This is a genomic window from Aquisalimonas sp. (genome assembly GCF_007120195.1).
In the GTDB taxonomy this organism is placed as follows: Bacteria; Pseudomonadota; Gammaproteobacteria; order Nitrococcales; family Aquisalimonadaceae; genus Aquisalimonas.
In genome coordinates this window covers 1-23,207 of sequence record NZ_SKOG01000061.1, presented here as the reverse complement: position 1 = coordinate 23,207, position 23,207 = coordinate 1, and the positions used below count along the sequence as shown (strand labels likewise).

General features: G+C 65.3%; 20 protein-coding genes. 15 read left to right on the top strand and 5 right to left on the bottom strand.

The window, feature by feature from the left end:
* From QZT63_RS04850 to QZT63_RS04805, 10 genes are all read left to right on the top strand, one after another.
* Positions 1 to 520 (top strand): SUF system Fe-S cluster assembly regulator (locus QZT63_RS04850; RefSeq protein ID WP_290649068.1); only part of this gene is annotated, 520 nt, incomplete at its 5' end.
* 13 nt (positions 521 to 533) lie between these two features.
* Positions 534 to 2,003, top strand: coding sequence for a Fe-S cluster assembly protein SufB (gene sufB / locus QZT63_RS04845; protein ID WP_290649067.1), 1,470 nt, complete (start codon positions 534 to 536; stop codon positions 2,001 to 2,003).
* An 86-nt stretch (positions 2,004 to 2,089) separates the two neighbouring features.
* A complete protein-coding gene (gene sufC, locus QZT63_RS04840; protein ID WP_290649073.1) occupies positions 2,090 to 2,842 on the top strand; it encodes a Fe-S cluster assembly ATPase SufC in 753 nt (250 codons plus the stop codon).
* Positions 2,843 to 2,869: 27 nt separating this feature from the next.
* On the top strand, positions 2,870 to 4,198 hold the full coding sequence (gene sufD, locus QZT63_RS04835; protein WP_290649065.1) for a Fe-S cluster assembly protein SufD: 1,329 nt from the start codon (positions 2,870 to 2,872) through the stop codon (positions 4,196 to 4,198).
* Positions 4,195 to 5,448 carry a cysteine desulfurase gene (locus QZT63_RS04830; protein ID WP_290649063.1) on the top strand — a complete coding sequence of 418 codons (1,254 nt, stop codon included), beginning with the start codon at positions 4,195 to 4,197 and terminating at the stop codon, positions 5,446 to 5,448. The genes sufD and QZT63_RS04830 overlap by 4 nt, the downstream gene beginning before the upstream one ends.
* A 287-nt stretch (positions 5,449 to 5,735) precedes the next feature.
* The gene (sufU, locus tag QZT63_RS04825) at positions 5,736 to 6,200 is read left to right on the top strand and encodes a Fe-S cluster assembly sulfur transfer protein SufU (RefSeq protein WP_290649061.1); all 465 of its coding nucleotides are present in this window, start codon (positions 5,736 to 5,738) and stop codon (positions 6,198 to 6,200) included.
* 194 nt (positions 6,201 to 6,394) lie between these two features.
* Positions 6,395 to 6,913, top strand: a complete 519-nt coding sequence (locus QZT63_RS04820; protein ID WP_290649059.1) for a disulfide bond formation protein B — start codon at positions 6,395 to 6,397, stop codon at positions 6,911 to 6,913.
* Between the two features lie 61 nt (positions 6,914 to 6,974).
* On the top strand, positions 6,975 to 9,287 hold the full coding sequence (gene mrcB / locus QZT63_RS04815) for a penicillin-binding protein 1B (RefSeq protein WP_290649057.1): 2,313 nt from the start codon (positions 6,975 to 6,977) through the stop codon (positions 9,285 to 9,287).
* The gene (locus QZT63_RS04810) at positions 9,284 to 9,781 is read left to right on the top strand and encodes a tetratricopeptide repeat protein (protein WP_290649055.1); all 498 of its coding nucleotides are present in this window, start codon (positions 9,284 to 9,286) and stop codon (positions 9,779 to 9,781) included. The genes mrcB and QZT63_RS04810 overlap by 4 nt, the downstream gene beginning before the upstream one ends.
* On the top strand, positions 9,774 to 11,687 hold the full coding sequence (locus QZT63_RS04805; RefSeq protein ID WP_290649053.1) for an ATP-dependent DNA helicase: 1,914 nt from the start codon (positions 9,774 to 9,776) through the stop codon (positions 11,685 to 11,687). The genes QZT63_RS04810 and QZT63_RS04805 overlap by 8 nt, the downstream gene beginning before the upstream one ends.
* 40 nt (positions 11,688 to 11,727) lie before the next feature.
* Here the strand turns inward: QZT63_RS04805 and QZT63_RS04800 are convergent, their stop codons facing one another.
* Positions 11,728 to 11,994, bottom strand: coding sequence for a substrate-binding domain-containing protein (locus QZT63_RS04800; protein WP_290649072.1), 267 nt, complete (start codon positions 11,992 to 11,994; stop codon positions 11,728 to 11,730).
* 128 nt (positions 11,995 to 12,122) lie between these two features.
* Between QZT63_RS04800 and QZT63_RS04795 the strand changes: the two genes are divergently transcribed.
* On the top strand, positions 12,123 to 12,758 hold the full coding sequence (locus QZT63_RS04795; RefSeq protein WP_290649070.1) for a substrate-binding domain-containing protein: 636 nt from the start codon (positions 12,123 to 12,125) through the stop codon (positions 12,756 to 12,758).
* 73 nt (positions 12,759 to 12,831) lie between these two features.
* Here QZT63_RS04795 and QZT63_RS04790 read toward each other — a convergent pair whose 3' ends face one another.
* Together QZT63_RS04790 and QZT63_RS04785 are read right to left on the bottom strand one after the other, a co-directional pair.
* A complete protein-coding gene (locus tag QZT63_RS04790; RefSeq protein WP_290649051.1) occupies positions 12,832 to 14,478 on the bottom strand; it encodes an acyl-CoA synthetase in 1,647 nt (548 codons plus the stop codon).
* Between the two features lie 38 nt (positions 14,479 to 14,516).
* Positions 14,517 to 15,851: a membrane dipeptidase gene (locus tag QZT63_RS04785; RefSeq protein ID WP_290649049.1), complete on the bottom strand. Its 1,335-nt coding sequence runs from the start codon at positions 15,849 to 15,851 to the stop codon at positions 14,517 to 14,519.
* A gap of 48 nt (positions 15,852 to 15,899) precedes the next feature.
* Here QZT63_RS04785 and QZT63_RS04780 point away from each other — a divergent pair, with 48 nt between their 5' ends.
* The 4 genes from QZT63_RS04780 (at position 15,900) to fdhF (ending at position 21,713) form a co-directional block, all read left to right on the top strand.
* The gene (locus tag QZT63_RS04780; RefSeq protein WP_290649047.1) at positions 15,900 to 17,126 is read left to right on the top strand and encodes a DUF418 domain-containing protein; all 1,227 of its coding nucleotides are present in this window, start codon (positions 15,900 to 15,902) and stop codon (positions 17,124 to 17,126) included.
* Positions 17,127 to 17,266: 140 nt separating this feature from the next.
* A complete protein-coding gene (locus tag QZT63_RS04775) occupies positions 17,267 to 18,886 on the top strand; it encodes an NADH-ubiquinone oxidoreductase-F iron-sulfur binding region domain-containing protein (RefSeq protein ID WP_290649045.1) in 1,620 nt (539 codons plus the stop codon).
* On the top strand, positions 18,883 to 19,560 hold the full coding sequence (locus tag QZT63_RS04770) for a 2Fe-2S iron-sulfur cluster-binding protein (RefSeq protein ID WP_290649043.1): 678 nt from the start codon (positions 18,883 to 18,885) through the stop codon (positions 19,558 to 19,560). Before QZT63_RS04775 ends, QZT63_RS04770 begins: the two co-directional genes overlap by 4 nt.
* Complete coding sequence (fdhF, locus tag QZT63_RS04765) at positions 19,557 to 21,713, top strand: formate dehydrogenase subunit alpha (protein ID WP_290649042.1); 2,157 nt, start codon at positions 19,557 to 19,559, stop codon at positions 21,711 to 21,713. The genes QZT63_RS04770 and fdhF overlap by 4 nt, the downstream gene beginning before the upstream one ends.
* A gap of 108 nt (positions 21,714 to 21,821) precedes the next feature.
* On the opposite strand, the gene QZT63_RS04760 is transcribed toward fdhF, so the two are convergent.
* On the bottom strand, positions 21,822 to 22,577 hold the full coding sequence (locus QZT63_RS04760) for a glutathione S-transferase N-terminal domain-containing protein (protein ID WP_290649041.1): 756 nt from the start codon (positions 22,575 to 22,577) through the stop codon (positions 21,822 to 21,824).
* A 201-nt stretch (positions 22,578 to 22,778) separates the two neighbouring features.
* Positions 22,779 to 23,207, bottom strand: a 429-nt coding sequence (locus tag QZT63_RS04755) for a nitronate monooxygenase (RefSeq protein ID WP_290649040.1), incomplete at its 5' end; no start/stop codon positions are given.

Below are 23,207 nucleotides of genomic sequence, written 5' to 3'. Positions count from 1 at the left end.
GGATGGCCTGAACGAATCTGTACTAAATTGGTCCGATTTCGTGTACACTGGCGCCATGATACGCATCAATCGCGAAACGGATTACGCCACCGCAGTGCTCGGGCTCATGGCCAGTTGCCCGAGAGATCGCTACAGTGCGGCCTGGTTGGCTGAACAACGAGGCTTGCCGCAGGCAATGGTCAGCAAGATCCTCAAGCAACTGGTTCGGGCGCGGTTGCTCGAATCCCATCGCGGTTCGAAGGGCGGCTACAGTCTCGCACGATCGGCGGAAGAGATCTCCATCGCCCAGGTGGTGCGGGCAATTGAGGGCCCGATTGCGCTGACCGACTGTATCGAGGGCGGGGGTGCCGCCTGTCAGTACAGCCCTTATTGCGCGGTCAGCAGTAACTGGTCGCGCATTAACGATGCCTTCTACCAGGCGCTGGAAGGAGTGAGCATCAAGGACATGAGTGAACCATTATCTCCTGAGCATCCGAGCCTGCGGGGGATCGACATCCGGATTAAATCGGCAGTCAGCTGAGCGGAGCGTATACATGTCTGCAAGCAATGAAACAATCGAGCGGCTTACCCGCAGGGGCTACGAGTACGGTTTTGTGACCGACATCGAGCAGGAATATGCCCCTGCAGGTCTGAACGAGGACATCGTTCGGTTCATCTCGGCCAAAAAGGAAGAGCCGGAGTGGATGCTCGAATGGCGGCTGGAAGCTTATCGTGGCTGGCTCGAGATGTCCCATCCGAACTGGCAGAAGGTGCGGGTTCCACCCATCGATTTCCAGGCCATCTCGTATTATGCCGCGCCCAAGAAGCGGCCTGGGAGCCTCGACGAGGTGGACCCGAAGCTCCTGGAGACATACGAGAAGCTGGGCATTCCCATGCACGAGCGCGAGGCACTGGCCGGTGTCGAGCGTCCCGCGGGGGAAAGGCCGGATGTGGCCGTCGACGCCGTATTCGACTCCGTCTCCGTGGGCACCACGTACCAGGGCAAGCTCATGGAACAGGGTATTATCTTCTGCTCCATGTCCGAGGCGGTGCGGGACCATCCGGAACTGGTGAAGAAGTACCTGGGGACGGTGGTGCCACGCAAGGACAACTTTTTCGCAGCGCTGAACTCCGCGGTGTTCTCGGATGGCTCCTTCGTCTATATCCCCAAGGGCGTGAAATGCCCCATGGAGCTGTCCACCTATTTCCGCATCAACGCGGGCCATACCGGGCAGTTCGAGCGCACGCTCATTATCGCCGAGGAGGGCGCGTCGGTCTCCTACCTGGAGGGCTGCACCGCACCCATGCGTGATGAAAATCAGCTCCATGCCGCGGTGGTCGAGCTGGTGGCCCTGGACGACGCCGAAATCAAATACTCCACGGTGCAGAACTGGTACCCGGGCGATGAGAATGGCGTGGGCGGCATTCTTAATTTCGTCACCAAGCGCGGCCTATGCGCCGGGAAGCGCTCGAAGATCTCCTGGACGCAGGTGGAGACGGGCTCGGCGATTACCTGGAAGTATCCCAGCTGCGTGCTCAAAGGCGACGATTCCGTGGGCGAGTTTTACTCCGTGGCGGTGACCCGCAACCGCCAGCAGGCCGATACCGGCACCAAGATGATCCACATGGGCAAGAACACCAAGAGCACCATCGTCGCCAAGGGGATCTCGGCTGGCGAGGCGGACCAGACCTACAGGGGGCTGGTGCGGGTGAATCCGACGGCATCGGGGGCGCGCAACTATTCGCAGTGCGATTCCATGCTGATCGGCGACAAGTGCGGGGCGCACACCTTTCCGTACATCGACATCCAGCACCCCAGTGCCCAGGTGGAGCACGAGGCCACGACGTCGAAGATCAGCGACGAGCAGATGTTCTACTGCACCCAGCGAGGTATCGGTGCCGAAGAAGCGGTCTCATTGATCGTCAACGGCTTCTGCAAGGACGTCTTCAGGACACTGCCCATGGAGTTCGCTGTGGAAGCGCAAAAGCTGCTTGAGGTCACGCTCGAAGACAGCGTCGGCTAAGGCCTCTTTCACCTGCAAACGCATGCCCGGCCCGTGGCTGGTCGGGCCCTAGGGAACAGCTAAGACTTTGGAGTTCGGAAATGGCATTGCTCGAAATTCGCAATCTGCATGCGGCCGTCGAGGGGGAGGAGATCCTAAGGGGCATCGATCTCACCCTGGATACCGGTGAGGTTCACGCCATCATGGGGCCGAACGGCTCCGGCAAGAGCACACTGGCCAAGGTGATCGCCGGCGATGCCGGCTACGAAGTCACCCAGGGCGAGGTTCTGGTGGACGGCGTGGATATCCTCGAGCTGGAGCCCGAGGAGCGGGCCCGCGCAGGGGTTTTTATGGGTTTCCAGTACCCCGTGGAGATCCCGGGCGTGTCCAACACCTACTTCCTCAAGGCGGCGGCCAACGCCATTCGCAAGCACCGGGGCGAGCCGGAAGTGGACGCCATGCAGTTTCTCAAGCACGTGCGCGAGCGCATGGAACTGGTGCAGATGGATGAATCCCTGCTCAAGCGGCCGGTCAACGAGGGCTTCTCCGGCGGCGAAAAGAAGCGCAACGAGATCTTTCACATGGCGGTGCTGGAGCCGCGGCTCGCGATTCTCGACGAGACCGACTCCGGGCTGGACATCGACGCCCTGCGCACGGTGGCCCATGGCGTCAACTCCCTGCGTTCGGATGAGCGTGGCTTTCTGCTTATTACCCATTACCAGCGGCTTCTGAACTACATCGTGCCGGATAAGGTGCACGTCATGGTCCAGGGGCGCATCGTGAAGTCCGGTGACAAGCAACTGGCCGTCGAGCTGGAAGAGTCCGGGTATGCGCTGTTCGAGGAAGGCGCGGCAGCCTGAGCCAACGTCCAGCAAATGGGGTAAACAATGGAAGCAGTTGCAGAACAGAAAAGCGTCTACCTGCAGGATTTTCAGCGCCGGGACCGCTCCGCAGAGCCGGCCTGGTGGGAAACCCGCCGCGAGGCAGCCATGCAGCGCTTCGAGGCGAACGGGTTTCCGACGCGCAAGGTTGAAGCGTGGAAGCAGACACGCCTGGCGCATGTCACCCAGGAGCATTTCCAGCCCGCGCACTCGCCCGGAACGCTTGGCAGTGAAATGCACAACCGCCTCGCCGTGGTGGAAGACGCGGTGCGCATCGTTTTTGTCGACGGTATTCTCGACACCGAGCGCTCCGAGCTGGAGCGCCTGCCGGATGGTCTGAGGGTACGTTCACTGGCCGATGCCCTGGGCGAAGAGGGCGGTGTCGCCGAGAGCCATCTCGCCCGCCATGCCGATGCCGAGGCGCATCCGTTCATTGCTCTGAACACTGCATTATCCACCCAGGGGGTGGTGATCGAAGTCGGCAGCGGTGCGGCCCCCCAGCAGCCCATCGAGCTCGTCCATGTGATGACCGCGGACACCGGCAGCGTGGCCTCCTGGCCCCGGGTCTTGATCCACGGAGCCACCAGCTCCGAGTTCACGGTGGTGCAGCGTTACATGGGCGCTGATGGTGCGGCCTATTTGACGGCGCCGGTGACCGAGATCATCGGTGAGGCCAACAGCCATATCGGCTTTTACCAGTACGTCGAAGAGGGCGATCAGGGCGCGCACCTGGGTGTTATCCATGCCACCCTGGACCGTGATGCCCAACTCACCGGGCACGCCCTGCATGCGGGTGGTCGGACAGTGCGTACTGACCTGTACGCCAATCTGGATGGGCCCGGTTGCTCGGTCAATCTCAACGGTTTGTACCTCCTGAAGAGCGGCGAGTTCGCGGACTTCCACACCTGGACGCGGCATCACGCGGACCATTGCACCAGCCAGCAGCGCTTCAAGGGGGTGCTCGATGGCAAATCCGAGGCGGTGTTCGATGGCCTGATCCACGTGGCCAGGGACGCCCAGAAGACCGACGCCGAGCAGGAGAACCGTAATCTGTTGCTCAGCCCCAAGGCTCTGGCGCACTCCAACCCGCGGCTGGAAATCTATGCCGACGACGTCAAGTGCGGCCACGGCTCCACGGTCGGACAGCTGGACGAAGCGGCGGTGTTCTACCTGCGTTCGCGCGGCGTCTCGGAGGACGAAGCGCGGGGCATACTCACTTTCGCCTTCGCCAACGAGATGCTGGAGCCAGTGAGCCTGCCCTCCTTGCGGGATTACGAACGCGAGGCGCTGCTCTCCCTGCTCCCGGGGGAGGAGGCCGTGAGGAAACTGCTATGAGTCATCTCGACCCTGTGGTCACTGGCGACACCGGGCTGGACGTCGAAGCGATCCGCGCCCAGTTCCCGATTCTGCACCAGGAGATCAACGGTAAGCCCTTGGTTTATCTGGATAACGGCGCAACGGCCCAGAAACCGGCAGTGGTCATCGACGCCGTAAGCCACTGTTATCGCAGTTACTACGCCAACATTCACCGCGGGGTTCACGACCTCTCGCAGCGTTCGACCACGGCCTTTGAGGGCGTACGCGGCACGGTTCAGCGCTTTCTGAATGCGCCGTCGCAGGAGGAGGTCATCTTCACCCGCGGCACCACCGAAGGCATCAATCTGGTGGCCAACAGTTTCGTGCGGCCGAACCTCAGCGCCGGCGACGAGATACTTGTCACAGGCATGGAGCACCACTCCAATATTGTGCCTTGGCAGCTGCTCTGCGAGGCTACAGGCGCGAAGCTGGTGGTGGTGCCGTTCTCAGACGCCGGCGAGATCGATCTCGGCGACGTCACCGCACGCATCAATGCGCGCACGAAGCTCGTGAGCGTGATTCATGTCTCCAATGCACTCGGAACCATTAACCCGGTGGCGGAGATTGCGCGTTTGGCCCACGAGCGTGATGTGCCCGTCTTGCTGGATGGCGCCCAGTCCGCGCCTCATATGCCGGTGGATGTGCAGTCCCTGGGTTGCGATTTCTATGTGTTCTCAGGGCACAAGACCTACGGCCCCAGCGGTGTGGGCGTACTCTGGGGGCGCTATGCGCTGCTCGAGAGCATGCCGCCCTGGCACGGTGGCGGCGACATGATCAAGACCGTGAGCTTCGAGGGAACCGAATTCGCCGAGCCGCCCCAGCGTTTCGAGGCGGGAACGCCGAACATCGCCGGCGTGATCGGCCTTGGCGTCGCGCTGGACTGGCTCATGGGGCTCGGGTTGGACCGGATCGCCGCCCATGAGGCGGACCTGCTCGCCTATGCCCACGAGCAAGTGGGCGCGATGGACGGTGTGCGCATTATCGGCAATGCCCGTCACAAGGCGGGGGCCCTGTCCTTCGTCATGAACGAGGCGCACCCTCACGATATTGGCACCATCCTGGATAACGACGGCATCGCCATCCGCTCCGGCCACCACTGCGCCCAGCCCGTGATGCAGCGCTACGGCATACCGGCCACAGCCCGGGCTTCGTTCGGTGTGTACAACACCCGCGCGGAAGTGGACCGGCTGGTGGCATCCATCGACAAGGTGAAACGCCTGTTCGCCTAGTGTCCTGTAACCGAAATGCGTTATCTTTTGAGCTGCCTGTCCGGCCGTGGAGCAAGGCGCGGCTCGCAGCCAATGGCCGTCGCCCTTGGCAAGAGGCGCAACACCGCTCCGCGGCCGGACAGGCGCTCTCGGAGGGCTTGCCGGTGCGCCTCCAAGGCGGTGTTACCGGTTCTCGCCGTAGGGTCCACTACGCCTTCGGCCCGGCGCCTAGCCTCGAAGGCGCACCGACAAGCAAAAGACAACGCATTTCGGATACAGGACACTAGGGAACGGTCAAAACAGTCGCGATGGCGGACGAACTCCTTCAGCTCTACCAAGATGTGGTCCTGGAGCACAATCGACGGCCGCGAAACTTCGTGGCCGTTGTCCCCGCGACCCATCATGCACACGGCTACAACCCCCTGTGCGGCGACAGCATTGAGTTGACCTTGGATGTTCGTGAGGGCGTGATCGCTGCGATCGGTTTCCAGGGCGAGAGCTGCGCGATTGCAACTGCGTCGGCCTCGTTGCTCACGACGGCGCTTGAAGGGGCCAGTGTGGACGAGGCCGTTTGTCTAATGACGGCGTTCCGGGACGCGCTTGCCGGCCGTTCCTCCCCGGTGCCAGCGGAGCTCAAGCCTTTGCTTGCCGTGCGTCGGTTCTCCTCGCGCATCAAGTGCGCCAGTCTGCCGTGGGCGTCGCTAGAGGCCGCTCTCGCCGGCGAGTCCCGGACGGGGGCAGCCACCACCGAGGGCGCCCGACAGAGGTCGTAGCGTGCGGCTGGCGACCCGGGCAGTTCACCGCACAGCAAGGGCCTGTGTCAGGCGAGCGTGTCGCTTGCTGAAACCGGCCGGTCGACGAAGGGGCAGCCTCGCCAGTCTGTTGCGGAAAAACCGTGACGCAGTCGCTGTGGAGTGCCGGCGCTTTTGGTAGGCTATGCCATCCTGCGCTCACTGTAGTTCGATCGATGCCCCTGTTGCCTGTCACCGCCGAATCCCCGATACGCGCACGTCAGCGGCGTGGGCATGGCATCGGGCTTGCTGCCTGCGTCGCGATCCTGGCGGGGGCCTACGGGCTCGAGTGGATCGTGGGGATGGAACCCTGCCCATTGTGTATCGTGCAGCGCTTAGTGTTTGTCGCGCTGGCGGTGACCTTCCTGCTCGGGTATGTCCATGCTGCCTCGGGGTGGGGCCGGTTTGTCCACGGCGGCTTGGTCGCCGGTTTGGCCGCGCTCGGCGCGGCGGTCGCCAGCCGTCACCTCTGGTTGCAGAGCCTGCCACCGGAGGAGGTTCCGGCCTGTGGGCCGGGGCTGGATTACATGTTGGGGGCGTTTCCGTTGACGGAAACCGTTTCCATGCTGCTGGCCGGGTCAGGCGAGTGTGCGGAGGTTCACACGATCATGGGTGTGACGCTTCCGGCCTGGACCCTGGCCGGTTACATTCTCCTCGGCCTGTGGGCGCTGTGGATCTGCCGTCGACCGGGATAGGCCCGTGGCGCTAACCCGCGCTGCAGGCCCGGGCCGCCCCGGCGTTACCTGCGGATGAACAATGTCGCGCAAGCATTCGAGGAAAAGGGGGAACAGCCGCAACCGGCCGAGGCCGCGTTGGAGGCGTGTACTGCTTGTCGCACTTGTGCTGAGTCTCGTGGCGACACTCGCCTATGGTGCCTGGCTCGATCACAACGTCCGCTCGCAGTTCGAGGGCAAACGCTGGTCCATTCCCGCAACGGTGTACGCGCGGCCCCTTGAGCTCTACGCTGGGCGCGCGCTCACCCCCGACCAGTTGCTAACCGAGCTCGAGGCCGCGGGTTACCGCGAGATCCCGGCGGCGGACCGCCCCGGCAGCTGGTCCCGCAATGGCAATGCCGTGCGCCTGACCACTCGTGCATTCGATCACTGGGATGGGCACGAGCCCTCGGTCAGTCTGGAAGTGCGGTTTGGTGATGGCCACATACAGTCGTTGCAGCGGCCCGGTTCGGCGCACGCACCGAGCCTTGCGCGCGTGGATCCCGCCCAGATCGGTGCGATTGCACCGACGCGCAGGGAAGACCGCTTGCTCGTGCAGCTCGATGATGTGCCGGTCACATTGATTGGCGGTTTGCTGGCCGTGGAAGACCGGCAGTTCCACCGCCATCACGGACTCTCCCCATCGGGGATTGCACGCGCTGCTGTCGCCAACATCCGCGCCGGCCGGATCGTTCAGGGGGGTAGCACCCTGACCCAGCAACTGGTGAAAAATTTCTACCTCACCGGCGAGCAGACCCTCTCGCGCAAGCTCAACGAAGCGATCATGGCAGTCTTGCTGGAGCTGCGCTACGACAAGCGCGATATCCTGGAGACCTACCTCAACGAAGTCTTCCTCGCTCAGGACGCCGACCGCGCTATCCATGGCTTTGGTCTTGCCGCGCCGTACTTCTTCGGTGAACCCCTGGCGGACCTCCCGGTGGAGCACCAGGCGCTGCTGATTGCCATGGTCAAAGGGCCATCCTATTACAATCCGCACCGTCATCCGCAACGGGCACGGGAGCGGCGCAACCTCGTCCTGCGTGTCATGGCCGAGAGTGGGGTGTTGGGGGAGGACGAGGCTCGGGCTGCCCAGGAGCAGCCGTTGGGTCTCATCTCGCGACACAGCGCGCCGCGCCATAACTACCCGGCATTCATGGACCTGGTCCAGCGACACTTGCAACGGGACTATCGCCGTGAGGATTTACAGACCGAGGGGCTGCGGGTGTTCAGCACGCTGTCGCCGCTGGCGCAGTCGGCCGCCGAGCAGGCCGCTAAGGCCCGGCTCGCAGGGCAGTCTGACGCCCTGGAGCTGGGCGTGGTGACCTTGGAGGTGGATTCCGGTGAGGTCACGGCCTTGATAGGCGGGCGGGACGCGCAGTTTGCAGGCTTCAACAGGGCCCTCGACGCGAAGCGCCCGGTGGGGTCGCTCATCAAGCCGGCGGTCTACCTGGCTGCGCTGGAGCGCCCCGCCAGATGGGGTCTGGGCAGCCTGTTGGATGACTCCCCGATCGAGCTGGAGGATGAACAGGGCAAGGTCTGGAGTCCGCGCAATTTCGACGAGACGCATCGCGGCGACGTGCTGCTGGTCGACGCCCTGGCCCACTCCCATAACGTACCCACCGTTCGCTTGGGCATGGATGTGGGCGTGACCGCCGTGACCGATGTCGTCCGCCGCCTGGGGCAGGTCGCGCCGCGGCGGGCCTATCCCTCTTATCTGTTGGGGACCGCGGAGCTCTCACCCCTGGAGGTGGCGCAAATGTATCAGGTGTTCGCCGCTGAGGGCTTTCGGGTGCCGCTGCGTTCCGTGCGCGCGGTCAGCGACGGCCAGGGCGCCCCCCTGAAGCGCTACCGGCTGGCGACGGAACGGGTGGTGGCGCCGGAGTCCGTGTACCTGCTCAATTACGCGCTGCAGCGAGCCATGCGGGAAGGCACCGGCAGCATTGCCTACAGTGTATTGCCTCGCAGCCTGGCGCTGGCCGGCAAAACGGGGACGACGAATGACTATCGTGACAGCTGGTTCGCCGGTTACAGCGGTGACACGCTTGGGGTCGTCTGGCTGGGGCGCGATGATTACGGGACGATCGGGCTGACCGGTGCGACGGGCGCTTTGGGCGTGTGGGCGGAGACCCTGGCGCAACTGAGTGCCCGTGGGTTCAACCCCGCCCGGCCGCAGGACGTCGAGCGCGTTTGGATCGACCGCGACACCGGGAAGCGCAGCCATGATCGCTGTGATGGTGCCGTGGAATTGCCGTACGTGGTCGGCCATGAACCGGAGCGCTGGACGGAGTGCGGTCGGCGCGAGCACGAGCGCGGGGATGAGTCCGACGGCAGTTGGTTGAGGAGGTGGTTTCAGTGACAGGGGCCAGGTGTGCCGTACAGGGGGTCCTGGTTGCACTCGTCGTGTTACTGGCCGGTTGCGCCGCCCTCCAGGAGCGGGATCGGGTAGAGCCGGACGATGTGCCCTCGGAGGAGCCGGGCGCAACGATCCCGGATGATGCGCAGGCACCGGCATGGGAGGCGGCCGTGCGCGACCTCATGGCCGAGGCCCAGCAGGCCTCGGACGACGGCGATCACGAACGCGCCGGGGCGCTGCTGGAACGGGCGCTGCGGATTGCGCCGGAAAACGCGGTGCTCTGGCACAATCTTGCCGTCGTGCGTTACCGCGAAGACGCCCTCGATCAGGCCGAGAGCATGGCTCAGCGGTCTGTCAGTTATGCGGGTGACAACATCGAACTCCAGCGGCGGAACTGGGAGATCATCGCCGTGAGCCGGTATCTGCGCGGCGATGAGGACGGCGCTGACGCGGCGCGCCGTCGCGCTGAAGGCCTGCAGGAGGCGGGCGGTGAGTGAGACGGACCATCATCTCGGCCCGGATGGAGCGCTGGCCGGGGCACTGCCCGGCTTTCAGCCCCGCGCCGAGCAGCAGGCCCTTGCCCGGGGGGTGGCGCAGGCCCTCGATGCCGGCGAGACCCTGATCGCCGAGGCGGGCACGGGGACGGGCAAGACATTCGCCTACCTCCTGCCGGCGTTGCTCTCGGGCAAGCGCGTGATCGTGTCCACCGGCACAAAGACCCTGCAAGATCAGCTGTACCAGAAGGATCTGCCGCTACTGCGCAATGCTCTGGATCTGCCCGTGCGCACCGCACTGCTGAAGGGGCGCACGAACTATCTCTGCCTTCACCGCATGGACATGGCCGAAGTGGATGCGCGCTTCGATCGGCCGGGTGCCGCAGGGCAGCTGCAAGCGATTCGCCAATGGTCGACGCTCACCCGCTCTGGCGATACCTCCGAGCTCGCCGACGTCCCGAATGATGCGCCCATTTGGGGGCGAGCCACGTCTACCGCCGACAACTGCCTCGGCCAGGACTGCCCCCGGTTCGATGACTGCTTTCTGATGGCCGCCCGGCGCCGTGCACAGGAGGCGGAGCTGCTGGTGGTCAATCATCACCTCCTGCTGGCCGACATGGCCCTCAAGGAGGGTGGCTTCGGTGAGGTCCTGCCCACCGCGGACGCGTATGTGCTCGACGAAGCCCATCAGCTGCCGGATGTGGCGGCCCAGTTCTTCGGGCTGTCCATCAGCAGCCGCCAGTTTGAGGAGCTCATTCGCGATACCCACGCACAGTACCTGCGTGAGGCGGGGGATCAGCCGGCGCTGCTCGATGAGCTGGATCGCCTGCGCAAGGCAATGCAGGACTTCCGGCTGGTGTTGGGCGGTGCCGGGCAACGGGCGGCATGGAGTACCCTGGCCGCGGACCCGCAGGTCGTCGACGCCATGGCCTGCCTGCGCACGGTGACCGAGGGCCTGGCCGCACTCCTCGAGACGCTGGCGGAGCGGGGTCGGGGGCTTGAGAATTGTCACCGGCGTGCCGGCGATATGGCCACGCTGCTGCAGCGCTTCAACGACGCCGAGGCCGGCGCGTTCGTGCAGTGGTACGAGACCTACGCCCAGGCGTTCATTCTGCGTCTCACACCCCTGGACGTGGGTGAACAATTCCAGGCCCGCATGAACCGCCATCCCGCGGCCTGGGTGTTCACGTCGGCGACGTTATCCGTCAATGCGCGCTTTGACCATTTCAGTGCGCGCCTGGGGATTGGCGAAGAGGCTCGGACCCTGCGCGTGGATAGCCCCTTTGATTACGCCAACAACGCGTTGTTATACGCCCCCTCCGGGATGCCTGAACCCAGTAGCCCGGCCTATCTGGAGGCCTTTCTCAAGCGTGCCGAGGACGTTATCCGGGCCAGTGGTGGGCGGGCGTTTGTGCTCTTCACCAGCCATCGGGCCCTGCACGAAGCGGCCGAGGTATTCCGTGAGGACCTGGGCTATCCGGTCTTCGTGCAGGGGGATGCCTCTCAGAACCTCTTGCTCGAGCGCTTCCGCGAAGCGGGTAATGGGGTCCTGCTGGGAACCAACAGCTTCTGGGAAGGGGTGGACGTCAAGGGGCCCGCCCTGTCCGCCGTGATCATCGACCGCCTGCCCTTTGCATCGCCGTCCGATCCGGTGATTCAGGCGCGCATCGACTTTCTGCGCCGCCAGCAGGGTAACCCGTTTCGCGACTACCAGTTGCCCCAGGCGGTGATCGCCCTGCGCCAGGGTGTCGGCCGCCTGATTCGTGACCAGGCCGACTATGGTGTGCTGATGATCGGCGATCCGCGACTCACCGGGCGCTCCTACGGCAAGCAGTTCCTCAACAGCCTCCCGCCCATGAGCCGCACGCGGGACATTGAGGTGGTCCGGGCCTTTTTCGGGCATGCCTGAGGCGCTTGCGGGCGCATGGCGCACGTCGAATAGCCGGGCATCAGGCGTTGTAAACCACCCGACCCAGACGGGAGACGTCGTAGCCACCCATCGCGCCGGCCCGGGCCTGTAGCCTGTCGGATGCAGCGAACGCCATCAGCCGCTGGATGGGTGGGGTAAAGTAACTGCGCCGGCGCATGGCCAGGTCGAAGTGCTCCACGTGCAGTGGAATGAATTCCAGTGCGTGCCGCGTGGCCGCGGCTTCCACGGCGAGGCCGGTGTCGGCCTCGCCCTCACGCACCGCCAGCGCCAGGTCGTCTTCGCTCAGAGATGGATGGCGGGCGAAGTGCAGCGCCTGTGCGCATCGACCCGCGCGCGTGCTCTCCGGCGGCGAGCAGCAGCGCCTCGCGTTGGCCCGGGCCTGGGCGCTGCGCCCGGACCGGAATCCAGGTGCGTATGCTGGCCGTAGGCAGCGGTCAGGCCCTGGAAATCGGCCGCCGCGGCGACGCCGACGCCTTACTGGTTCACGATCGGCAGGCCGAAGAGGCTCTTGTCGACGCCAGTTATGCCGAGGAGCGCCGGGATGTCATGGACAACCACTTCGTCGTCATCGGTCCGGCTGCCGACCCAGCGGACGTCCGTGGCGCCGAGTCCGTCATCGACGCGCTCCGGCGCATTGCCGAACAGCAAGCGGTGTTCGTCTCCAGGGGGGATGACAGCGGTACACATCGGGCCGAGCGCCGATTCTGGGGCGACACCGAGGTGACCCCGGGCGGCCCCTGGTATCGCGAGCTTGGCAGCGGAATGGGGCAGACGCTGAATACCGCCGCCGCCATGGACGCCTATGTGCTCTCCGACCGCGCCACCTGGGCCACCTTCGAGAATCGTCAACGGTTACAGGTGCTCTATGAGGGTGACGATGAACTCGTGAATCAGTACGGCAGCATTCTGCTCAGCAAGGCGCAGCACCCACACCTGCGCCATGACAAGGCCAGGCAATGGCACGCGTGGCTGACATCGGAAGACGGACAGCGTGCCATTGCGCAGTACACTGTTGGCGGGGAGCAGTTATTCGTACCCAATGCCCGGTAAGGGTTGGGAATGAGGGCACTGAAGGGACGTCCAGACGCGCGCGCAGACGCCCGCCCTGATGCAGGAATCCGCCTTATCGCACCATCTGCTCATCACGCAGTTCCTGCACTCTCTCGCGCAGCACGAACTTCTGGATTTTTCCTGTGGATGTCTTGGGCAGATCGTCAAAGAGCACGTGGCGCGGGATCTTGAAGCCGGCCAGCCGCTCGCGGCAGAAGGCGACGATGTCCTTGGCGCTTGGCGCCCCCACGTCCGGGCGCAGCGCGATGACGGCGCACGGGGTTTCGCCCCAGCGTTCGCTGGGCGCGGCGACTACGGCGCACTCCAGCACCGCAGGATGGTTGTACAGAGCGTCCTCCACCTCAATGGTGGAGATGTTTTCCCCGCCGGAGATGATGACGTCCTTGGCCCGGTCGCGGATTTCCAGGTAACCGTCCGGATGCCAGACAGCGAGATCTCCGGTGTGATACCAGCCGCCCCGGAACGCCTCCGCCGTGGCGGTGGGGTTTTTGAGATAGCCAGTCATAACGGAATTCCCACGGACCATGATCTCGCCCATGGTCTCGCCGTCCATGGGGACGGGTTCGAGCGTGTCGGCGTCCGCGACAATGCTCTCCTCAATGCTCAGGTAACGCACGCCCTGGCGTGCTGCACGGCGGGCTTGTTCCTCCAACGGCAGAGTATCCCAGGCCGTCTTCCAGGCGCAGTAGTGGGATGGGCCGTATGTCTCTGTGAGACCGTAGAGGTGGATGACGTGGATTCCCATGGCTTCCAGGGCGCCAATGACGGCGGCCGGCGGCGCGGCGCCGCCGGTGTAGGCGGTGATGGTTTGCTCGAAGCGAGCCGTTTTCGCCTCGGGGGCGCTGCTGAGCATGTTGAGCACCAGCGGTGCGCCGCAGAAATGGCTCACCTTGTGTCTGCCGATGGCGTCAAAGATGGCTGCGGGCTCGACGCGCCGCAGGCACACGCTGGTCCCGGCCACGGCAGGGAGCGTCCACGGGAACCGCCAGCCGTTGCAATGAAACATGGGCAGGGTCCAGAGGTAGACCGGGTGACGGCCCATTTCGCAGGCAATGATGTTGCTGTAGGCCCCCTGATGGGCGCCGCGGTGGTGGTAGAGTGCCCCCTTGGGGTTGCCGGTGGTGCCGGACGTATAATTGAGGCTGATGCTGTCCCACTCGCTCTCCGGCCATTGCCATCGGAAGCCTGGGTCGCCCTCGGCCACCAGGGCCTCGTATTCGATGCTGCCCAGGCGCTCGCCGCCCGGGCCTTCCGGGTCGTCGACGTCGATGACGAGCGGGCTGCGTTGGCAGTGTTCCAGTGCCTCGCGGACCATGGGCGCGAACTCGGTATCCGTGAGCAGTGCATCCGCCTCGCCGTGGTCGATGATAAAGCCGATGGTGCGGGCATCCAGCCGGGTGTTGATGGTGTTCAGCACACATCCCGCCATGGGCACGCCGAAATGGGCCTCGAGCATCGGCGGAATGTTGGGCAGCACGGTGGCAACGGTCTGTCCGGGAGCGATGCCGCGCGCCTGCAGCGCGGAGGCCAGGCGTCGGCAGCGCGCGGCGTACTGCGCGTAGCTGGTGACCCGGTCACCGTGAATGATGGCCGGATGATCCGGGTAGACCGTAACCGCCCAGTCCAGCATCGACAGCGGTGTCAGCGGTACCTCGCTGGGCTGGTGATCCGTATGCATGGTTTCGTTGATTGTCGCCATACGGGCATTGCTCCTTCACGGTATGTGGCGTGGTCGGCTCAAGCCTCCTCCCCGTCAAGCGGCGAGGCCTGGTGGAGTGAGCCGCAGATCTCTTCCGCGGCTTCCGGGCTGCCCCCGGGCAGCACGGTGCCAAACAATCGGCAGGTATTGGCCCCCATGATCCGTCGAACGTGTCCCTCGGCAAAAGGCTCATCGCCACGCCGCAGGAGGGTGGTGAGCACATCCAGGTGGGTGACCTCGATCATGGGCGTGACGGAGCCGTCGTAGTCCGAGCCGATTGCCACGTGTCGGGAGGGTTCTTCGACCCCCATCTCGCCGGCGATGGTTGTGATATGGCGCATGGCATCGCCCACGCGCCAGACACTCGGGCCGATGGCCTGGGGCCAGAAGCCGATGCCGATGACGCCGTCGGTCTCGATGATTCGCTCGATATCGTCGTCGCTGAGATTGCGATCCGGGCGGCAGGGCGGCTCGCAGCCTTCCCGAACGCCGGCGTGGGAGACTGTGACCGGATCATGCAAAAACGCCGTTGCCTCCTCGAGCCCGGCGCTGGAAATATGGGCGAGATCCACGGCCATGCCCAGCGCCTGTGCCGCGGCCAGGGCGGCGAAGCCGTCTTCCGTGAGGCCGTAGCGCTCGCAGCCCTCGTTGGAGCCGGACAGGGCATTGTCGAAGCGGTGAGTGGGCGCGAACAGGCGCACCCCCGCTTCATGCAAGGCTTCCATCTCCGCGCGGACATCGTCGGAATCCGCCTCCGGCCCGCCGACCCAGTGCCCGCCCTCGATCCCCAGGATACCGCCGATGACCGCATCACCTGCCTCCCGATCGGCGACGAGCTCACGCAGGTCGTCGACCGTCTCGATGAGGCGCAGCTCGGGCCCGTCGGTCTCAAGGGAGCGTTCGGCGGCCTCCTTGAATCGCTCGATTTGATAAAATGCCCGCTCGCGCAGGCTGATTACCGGCCGGCCCTGCATAAAAGACAGCGGGGTATTGGTGTCGGGCGCGTTGCCGCTGACACACTCCTGCCAGGGCAGGTTCAGTGGGCTCTTGGTGACGATCGTGAATACCTGCAGGGCAATGTTACCCTCGTGTAGGCGAGGAACGTCCGCATGCCCGAAGGCGGAGCGCTCGAGCAGGTCGCGCTCCCACTTCAGTGTGTCGATGTGCAGATCGGCGACGAACATGGACGCGTGTAGCGCGCGGTCACGTTTGTTGGGTTCTGGCGCGTCTGGGTCGATGCCGTAGGGGTTCATCATGCGATCGTATTGGCCGGCCAGGTAGTAAAGCCCGGCGGCGTACTGGGTATAGGCCACATAGGCAGTAGCGGCGATCAGACCGACAATACCGATCAGAATGAGGCTTCGCGTTCGCACCAAACGATGTCCCCCTTACCATCCGGCCCGAGTAATCCAGTGCCTTCCATGAAGCCGTTGCCACACCATCTTGCCACAGCCGCTGCCTCCGTCGAGGGGCAGCGGCTCGCTGTGCTGGACGTGCTGCGGGGCGTCGCTGTGCTGGGTATATTGCTGATGAATATCCAGTCTTTCGGCCGCTTCTCCAGCGAGTACCTCAATCCCAAGGCGCTGGGCGAACCGCCGCCGCTGGACTGGGCGGTCTGGATCGTCAGCCATGTGGTTGCCGACGAGAAGTTCATCACCATGCTCACCGTGCTCTTTGGGGCGGGCATCGTGCTGATGGCCAGGAACGCAAAGGGCTCGGCGGAGGACTTCGAGCGCCGGTTCCGCCGGCGCATGGCCTGGTTGTTCGTGTTCGGGCTGGTTCATGGCTTGTTTGTTTGGCCGGGCGATATCCTGGCGGCATACGCCGTCTGCGGCGTCATCGCCGTGCAGTTCCGCCATCGCCCGGCGGATACGCTGGTGCGGCTTGGTCTGCTGCTGTATGCCGGTGGCACGGTCCTCTGGCTCGCCTTCAGCGCCGGCCTGATCTTTTTGTTGCCGACGGAGTGGCTGCAGTTCCTGATAAGCCAATATTGGACGCCCACGGCCGAGATCGTTTACGCGGAGCTCAATCGGCTGACATTCGGGTGGTTGGCGAGCACGGGTGAGCGTGCCGTCAATGCGCTCGGCGCCCAGGCGTGGATGTTTGCCTCCGACCGGGGCTGGCGCATGCTCGCGATGATGTTCCTGGGTATGGCGCTCATGCAGGTCGGATTTATCTCGGGGCAATGGCCACTGCGCGGCTATTGCCGTGTGGCCGTGTTTGGGCTCGCCCTTGGAATCCCGGTTGTGCTTGCCGGTTTTCTGTTCAACGAGCTGGTAGTGGATTGGGATTTCCGCTATTCCATGTTCCTGGGCCGGATCGCTAACCATTGGGCGAGTATCGCCATAGCACTGGCCTGGATCGCCATCGTCATCCTCCTGGTCCGGCACTCCGTGCTCGGGCAGGCGATGCATGCCCTGGAGGCCGTGGGGCGCTTGGCCATGACCAATTATCTCGGCCAGTCGATCCTGTGTGCGGGGATCTTCTACGGCGTTGGCCTTGGTCTTTTCTCACGCCTCGGGTATGCGCAGCTCCTTGGGGTGGTCGTACTGGTATGGGCCGTGCAGGTCGGCTTTTCACTGCTCTGGCGCCGCTTCCACGGTGTCGGCCCGTTCGAGATGCTGTGGCGGCGGTTGGCTTCGGGCTAAGCGGCTCGTGCTTTGGTAACGCTGTTCTGTCGCAGATTGCATGGTCAATGCCGTCGCGCGCTATTTACGGATTCGGCCTGCCGTGGTTTTCTTACCGTAAGGCAACACTGGCGCACCGCACTCGGGACGAAGGAGGGTGGATGGAGCTCCTGAATCGGCTCATGGCGCTTCAGCAGCGCGACGGCGCACTCACCGACGACGCGTTGAAGGCGCTCGCGCGAGAATTGCGGCTGCCGCTGTATCGGCTGGAGGGGTTGCGCTCGTTCTATCCGTTCTTCCGCATGCAACCGGGGGCGCCCCGCCGCCTGTCGGTATGCCGGGATGTGGCCTGTCGCATGCGCGCCGGCCCGGGGTTCCCTGAGTCGGTGGCGCAAGCCCTGGCGGACGTGGACGGGGTCGCGGTTGAACCGGTGAGTTGCCTGGGTTTGTGCCATGCGGCCCCGGCGGCGCTGGCGGGGGATGTTCCGGTGTGCGGCGATGCGGCGACGCTACGTGATGGCATGACCGGCCGGCGCCCGCAGCCGCTGGTCGGGGATCCGCCCGCGGAGATTGCGGAGGTCGATCCCTACCCCGGGGCTGATGCGCGCTACGGCACGCTGGCGGAGCTGCTGCGCAGCGGCAGCCCGGACGCTGTCATCGAGACTCTGGAGGCATCCGAGCTGCGGGGGATGGGGGGGGCCGGATTTCCCACCGGGCGCAAGTGGCGGTTCACCCGGGCCGCTCAGGGCATGCCACGGACGGTGGTCTGCAATGCCGACGAGAGTGAGCCCGGCACGTTCAAGGATCGGCTGCTGCTGGAGCGTGCGCCGCACCTGGTGGTCGAGGCCATGGTCATCGGTGGCTGGGTCGTTGGCGCCGGCCATGGGATTATCTACCTCCGACACGAATACGAGCACGCCCGCGAGACGCTGGAGCAGGCCCTGGAGCGAGCACGCGGCGCCGGGATGCTCGGGCGCGACATTCTCGGCAGTGGCTTCGACTTCGAGCTGGAGCTGTTCATCTCCCCCGGCGGCTATATCATGGGCGAGGAGACCGCGCTGCTGGAAGGGCTTGAGGACAAACGCGGTGAGCCCCGCAACAAACCGCCGTTCCCCACGCAGGTGGGGTACAACGGCGGGCCGACACTCATGAACAACGTCGAGACCTTCGCGCTGATTCCCCGCATCCTCCAGGACGGCGCCGCGGCGTGGAAGGCGCGGGGGCGGGATGGCTACAACGGGCTTAAGTTCCTGTCCGTCTCTGGCGATGTGCTCGCCCCTGGAGTCTACTGCGTGGCCACCGGCACCCCCATCCGCGAGGTGATCGAGCATGCCGGCGGTATGGCCGAGGGGCGGCAGCTCTACGCCTTCTCTCCCGGTGGCGCGTCCACGCCGTTCCTGCCGGCAGAGCGTGCGGACACCCCGGTGGATTTCGACGCCCTCGCCCGGGCGGGCGCCGGGCTCGGTTCCGGCGCCCTGTTCGTGGTGGGCGAGGGGCGCGATCTGCTCGACCTGGCGATTCAACAGGTGCGGTTTTTCCGCAGCGAGTCCTGCGGCAAGTGCGTGCCGTGCCGGGTGGGTTCCGCCCAGGCGGTGCGGAAACTGGAGGCGGCGCAGAACGGTGCGCCGGAATCCGGGCTGGCATCGCTGCTGGAGGAACTCGACGAGACGCTGGCGCAGACATCCATTTGCGGGCTGGGGCAGGTGGCACTGACCCCGATCATGAGCCTGTTGCACCACTTCCCCAACGAGGCAGCCCGGCTGCGGAGGGAGCACGCATGAACGACACCGTCTCGCTGACCATCGACGGCCAGCCGGTGGAGGTCCCCACTGGTGCGACCATCTGGGATGCCGCCCGGGCAATCGGGATCGACATTCCAGTGCTCTGCCATAGCACCCGCATGCGCCCGGTGGGCGTGTGCCGCGTCTGCGTGGTAGAGACGGGTGCCCGCAACCTCCAGGCGGCCTGCGTACGGCCCTGCGAACAGGGCATGGAGGTCCGTACCGACACGGACAAAGTCGAGCGCAACCGCCGCATGCTGCTCGAGCTGTTGCTGGGGGATTATCCCGAGCCAAGCGCCCGGGAGGTGACTACCGGTGACGATGCGCTGCTGGCACTGGCCCGGGACTACGCCCTGGAGACCAGCCGCTTTCACCGCGCTGGGGGGGCGACGGAAGGCCGACGGGACACGTCATCGCCGGTCATCGTCGTCGACCACCAGGCCTGTATTCTCTGCGACCGCTGCATCCGCGGCTGCGATGAGCTCCAGCACAACCACGTGATGACCCGCAGCGGTAAAGGGGCGACGACCCACATCGCCTTCGATCTGGACGTGCCCATGGGCGAGAGTACCTGTGTCGCCTGCGGCGAGTGTCAGGCCGTTTGCCCCACCGGAGCGCTCACCAACCGCAGCCTGCAGGGGCTGCGCGTGGTGGTGGAGGAGGAGAGGCCATGACCGGACAAAGCGTCTCGGCGCGGGTTGTGAATTCCGTCTGCCCGTATTGCGGGGTTGGCTGCGCCCTGAGCTGGGTGGTGGACACCGCCAATAACCGCATTGTGGAAGCGCGTGGCCGCGACGGCGCCGCGAATTTGGGCCGGTTGTGCGTCAAAGGCCGTTACGGTTTTGACTACACCACCCATGCCCACCGGCTGGCGAGACCGTTGATCCGCCGCGAGCAGTCCTACCCCAAGGGCGCGCTCTCCTGGGACGACAACGGCCCACACCGACCGGGTGGGCCGGTGGATCCGCAGACCGTACTGCCCCATTTCCGCGAGGCCACCTGGGACGAGGCCCTGGAGCGGGTTGGTGAGAATCTCGCCGGCATCCGCGAGCGCGAAGGCGGCGATGCCCTCGCCGGGTTCGGCTCGGCCAAGGGCTCCAACGAGGAGGCCTACCTCTTTCAGAAGCTCATTCGCGCGGGCTTTGGCACGAACAATGTGGATCATTGCACGCGGCTGTGTCATGCCTCATCGGTTGCGGCGCTGCTTGAAGGCATCGGCTCCGGCGGCGTGACCAATATCGTGCGCGACATCGCCCGCGCCGACGTGGCGCTGATCACCGGCTGCAATCCAACGGAGAACCATCCGGTGGCGGCGACCTTCATGAAGGAGGCTGCCGCCAACGGTACCGAGCTGCTGGTGGTGAACACCCGGCGGCCGGCCATCGCCGATCACGCCGCCATGTACCTGGAAATCCGCCCCGGTTCGGACGTCTCTTTCTACAACGCCATGATGCACGTGATCATCCGCGAGGGGCTGATCGACGCGGACTTCATCGCCACGCGCACCGAAAACTTTGACGCGCTCAAAGCGACCGTGGCGGACTATCCCCCGGAGTCCGTTGCCGAATTCTGCGGTGTCGAAGCCGGGCGCATTACCGAGGCGGCGCTGCGCTTTGGCCGCGCCGGCGCCGCCATGGTGTTCTGGGGCATGGGCATCTCCCAGCACACCCACGGTACGGACAACGCCCGCTGCCTGATTGCGCTCGCCATGATCACCGGCAATACCGGCCGCCCGGGCACCGGGATGCATCCGCTGCGCGGGCAGAACAATGTCCAGGGCGCCTCCGATGCCGGCCTGATCCCCATGGTGTTCCCCGATTACCAGAAGGTGGACGATCCGGACGTTCGGGCACGATTCGAAGCGCTGTGGGGACGGCCGCTCTCGCCCACCCCCGGGCGCACGGTCACCGAGATCACCGAGGGCGCCCTCGAAGGCGCGATTCGAGGCATGTACATCCTCGGTGAGAACCCGTTCGTCTCCGACCCGGACGTGGAGAAGGTCCGCAAGGCGTTGGCGAGGCTTGAGTTCCTGGTGGTGCAGGATATTTTCCTCACGGAAACGGCGGAGTTCGCCGACGTGATCCTGCCGGGCAGCGCTTTCGCGGAGAAAACCGGGACCGTCACGAATACCGACCGCCGCGTGCAGCTGGGCCGGCAGGCGTTGCGGCCACCGGGCGAGGCCCGGCAGGACTGGCACATCATCTGCCAGATCGCCCAACGCGTGGGCTACCCTATGGAATACGCGGACGTGGCCGCGGTGTTCGATGAGTTCGCGGGCTGCACCGACAGTTACGCCAGTCTCAACCATACGGTGCTCGGTGACCATGGGCGCTGGTACCCATGCCCGGATCCAGAGCATTCCGAGGGTGAGCCCATCGTCTTTAAGGACACGTTCCCGCGGGGTCGGGCGCTGCTGGTGCCGGCGCGGCAATCGCCGCCCGTGGAGGCGACGGACGCGGAATACCCGTTGGTGCTCAACACCGGACGGGTGCTCGAGCATTGGCACACCGGCACGATGACGCGCCGCTCGCAGGTGCTGCACGGCCTCAGCCCCGAGGGGTTCGTGGAGATCCATCCGGATGATGCCGCCGGCCATGGCATCGCCGACGGCGACTGGGTGGAGGTCGCTTCACGGCGCGGCTCCATTCGTATTCGCGCCCAAGTGCGGGATCGCATTGCCCGGGGCAGTGTATTCGTGCCTATGCACTATCGCGAGGCCTGCGCCAACGTGCTTACCCACCCGGCTGTGGACCCCGATGGCAAGATCCCGGCGTTCAAGTACTGCGCGGTGCGGATCAGCCGGCTGGCGGCGAAGAAGAGCGCCTGAGAGGCTCTGCGGCCTCCGCGCCGGTGCGAGCGTTCCCGGCGGTTCCATGGGCTCGAGGCGCCATGGATCCTGCCAGGTGGGGGCGGCGTCGATGGCAGCAGGGTCTGATCAGCGGGCGTATGTGCGTTCAAGGTGCTCGATGATGGCGGCGGAGTCGTAGAACCGTGTCCGCGTATTCGGGTCGACCAGGTGGGGCACGCGGACGCGGCCCGTCTCGTGCAGCAACGCCAAACGGTTGCGCTGCTCTGGCCGGTAGTGCGGCACGATGCGCTCGCGCACGGCCGGTGCCACCCAGTCCAGGGTCTGCGTTCGGCCCGACTGCCGCAGGATATAGGGAAGTTCCAGCTCGCAGAGCCTCTCCCGGACCTGCCTGGCGAATGGGCTTGCCTCGAAGCTGTAGAGCTCCAGCGGCTGCTCCGGCTCCACACTCGCGCGCATGCGCACGCCACGACCGCCGCGAAGCAATGTCGCGCCCAGGGAAGCCGGCGTGCGCACAAGCCGGACCAAGGGCCTGGCAGGCGCGGCCCGCTTTCCGTACCTGCGATACAGATACTCGATGATGTCCGCCGACTCGTACATCATCGTCCGGCTATTGGGGTCCACCAAAAATGGGAACTGCTGTCGCCCGCCCAGTGACTCCATGCGCGGGCGGAACCGTGTGCCGCCCTTGGGACAGGGGTAGACGTGCGCATCCAGGTCCAGCTCGGTCAGCGCCTCGCGCACCACGCGGCAGTAGGGGCACCCCTCCATGTCGTAGAGCTCGAGCAACTCCTCGGGTCGCGCCCCGGCGTCGGTCGCGCGAATCCCCCGTCCCTGCTCGGCAAAGGTGGCGAGTACGGAGGAAGGCAGATCCAACAGCTTCATAGTCAACCCTTTAAATCAGGACCCTGCACGGTAGCCTGGGCTGGCGAGACGGTCAACGTGCAGTGGCGCGGGAGCCCTGGGACCGCCCCGTCACGGCGCCTGTTGTCCGTCTCCAACGCCCTCCCCGGGCAGGCGGCACCCGCGCTGACATGGACTGAAGTCCGGAAGGTGTATAAGCGCTGCGGCGTGGCGGCAATGCTGTCATAGCAACGCTTGGGCCTCGTCCCAGATGGCCGCGAGCAATTCTCCTGCCGGCCTCGGTGAGGCCATTGCTGCAGCCTGGCCGGCCCACACCTGCATGCGGTGGTAGTCGCGAGCGTCGGCACCGGCTTTTTTCATGGGTGCGGTGAGCCCGCGTTGTATCGGGTAAGGCGCCGGCTCCGGCGCATTGGGCGCTGCCATTGCCTGCACGAAGTGCGTCGCGATTGCTCGGCCTGCGCGACCGGTAAAGGCGCGTGTCAGCAGGGTATCTTCCGGTTCCAGGTCCCCGAGCGCCTCCGCCCAGCTCGGGTGCACGCTCGCTTCCGGACAGCGCAGAAAGGCCGTTCCCAGCATGGCCGCGCTGGCCCCGAGCGTGAGCGCGGCGGCGACGCCTCGACCGTCTCCCATGCCCCCGGCTGCGATGATCGG

Coding starts and splice junctions, on each gene's coding strand:
- sufB (WP_290649067.1), top strand. CDS start 534: ATGTCTGCAAGCAATGAAACAATCGAGCGGCTTACCCGCAGGGGCTAC.
- sufD (WP_290649065.1), top strand. CDS start 2,870: ATGGAAGCAGTTGCAGAACAGAAAAGCGTCTACCTGCAGGATTTTCAG.
- QZT63_RS04830 (WP_290649063.1), top strand. CDS start 4,195: ATGAGTCATCTCGACCCTGTGGTCACTGGCGACACCGGGCTGGACGTC.
- sufU (WP_290649061.1), top strand. CDS start 5,736: ATGGCGGACGAACTCCTTCAGCTCTACCAAGATGTGGTCCTGGAGCAC.
- QZT63_RS04820 (WP_290649059.1), top strand. CDS start 6,395: ATGCCCCTGTTGCCTGTCACCGCCGAATCCCCGATACGCGCACGTCAG.
- mrcB (WP_290649057.1), top strand. CDS start 6,975: ATGTCGCGCAAGCATTCGAGGAAAAGGGGGAACAGCCGCAACCGGCCG.
- QZT63_RS04795 (WP_290649070.1), top strand. CDS start 12,123: ATGCTGGCCGTAGGCAGCGGTCAGGCCCTGGAAATCGGCCGCCGCGGC.
- QZT63_RS04790 (WP_290649051.1), bottom strand. CDS start 14,478: ATGGCGACAATCAACGAAACCATGCATACGGATCACCAGCCCAGCGAG.
- QZT63_RS04780 (WP_290649047.1), top strand. CDS start 15,900: ATGAAGCCGTTGCCACACCATCTTGCCACAGCCGCTGCCTCCGTCGAG.
- QZT63_RS04775 (WP_290649045.1), top strand. CDS start 17,267: ATGGAGCTCCTGAATCGGCTCATGGCGCTTCAGCAGCGCGACGGCGCA.
- QZT63_RS04770 (WP_290649043.1), top strand. CDS start 18,883: ATGAACGACACCGTCTCGCTGACCATCGACGGCCAGCCGGTGGAGGTC.
- fdhF (WP_290649042.1), top strand. CDS start 19,557: ATGACCGGACAAAGCGTCTCGGCGCGGGTTGTGAATTCCGTCTGCCCG.
- QZT63_RS04760 (WP_290649041.1), bottom strand. CDS start 22,577: ATGAAGCTGTTGGATCTGCCTTCCTCCGTACTCGCCACCTTTGCCGAG.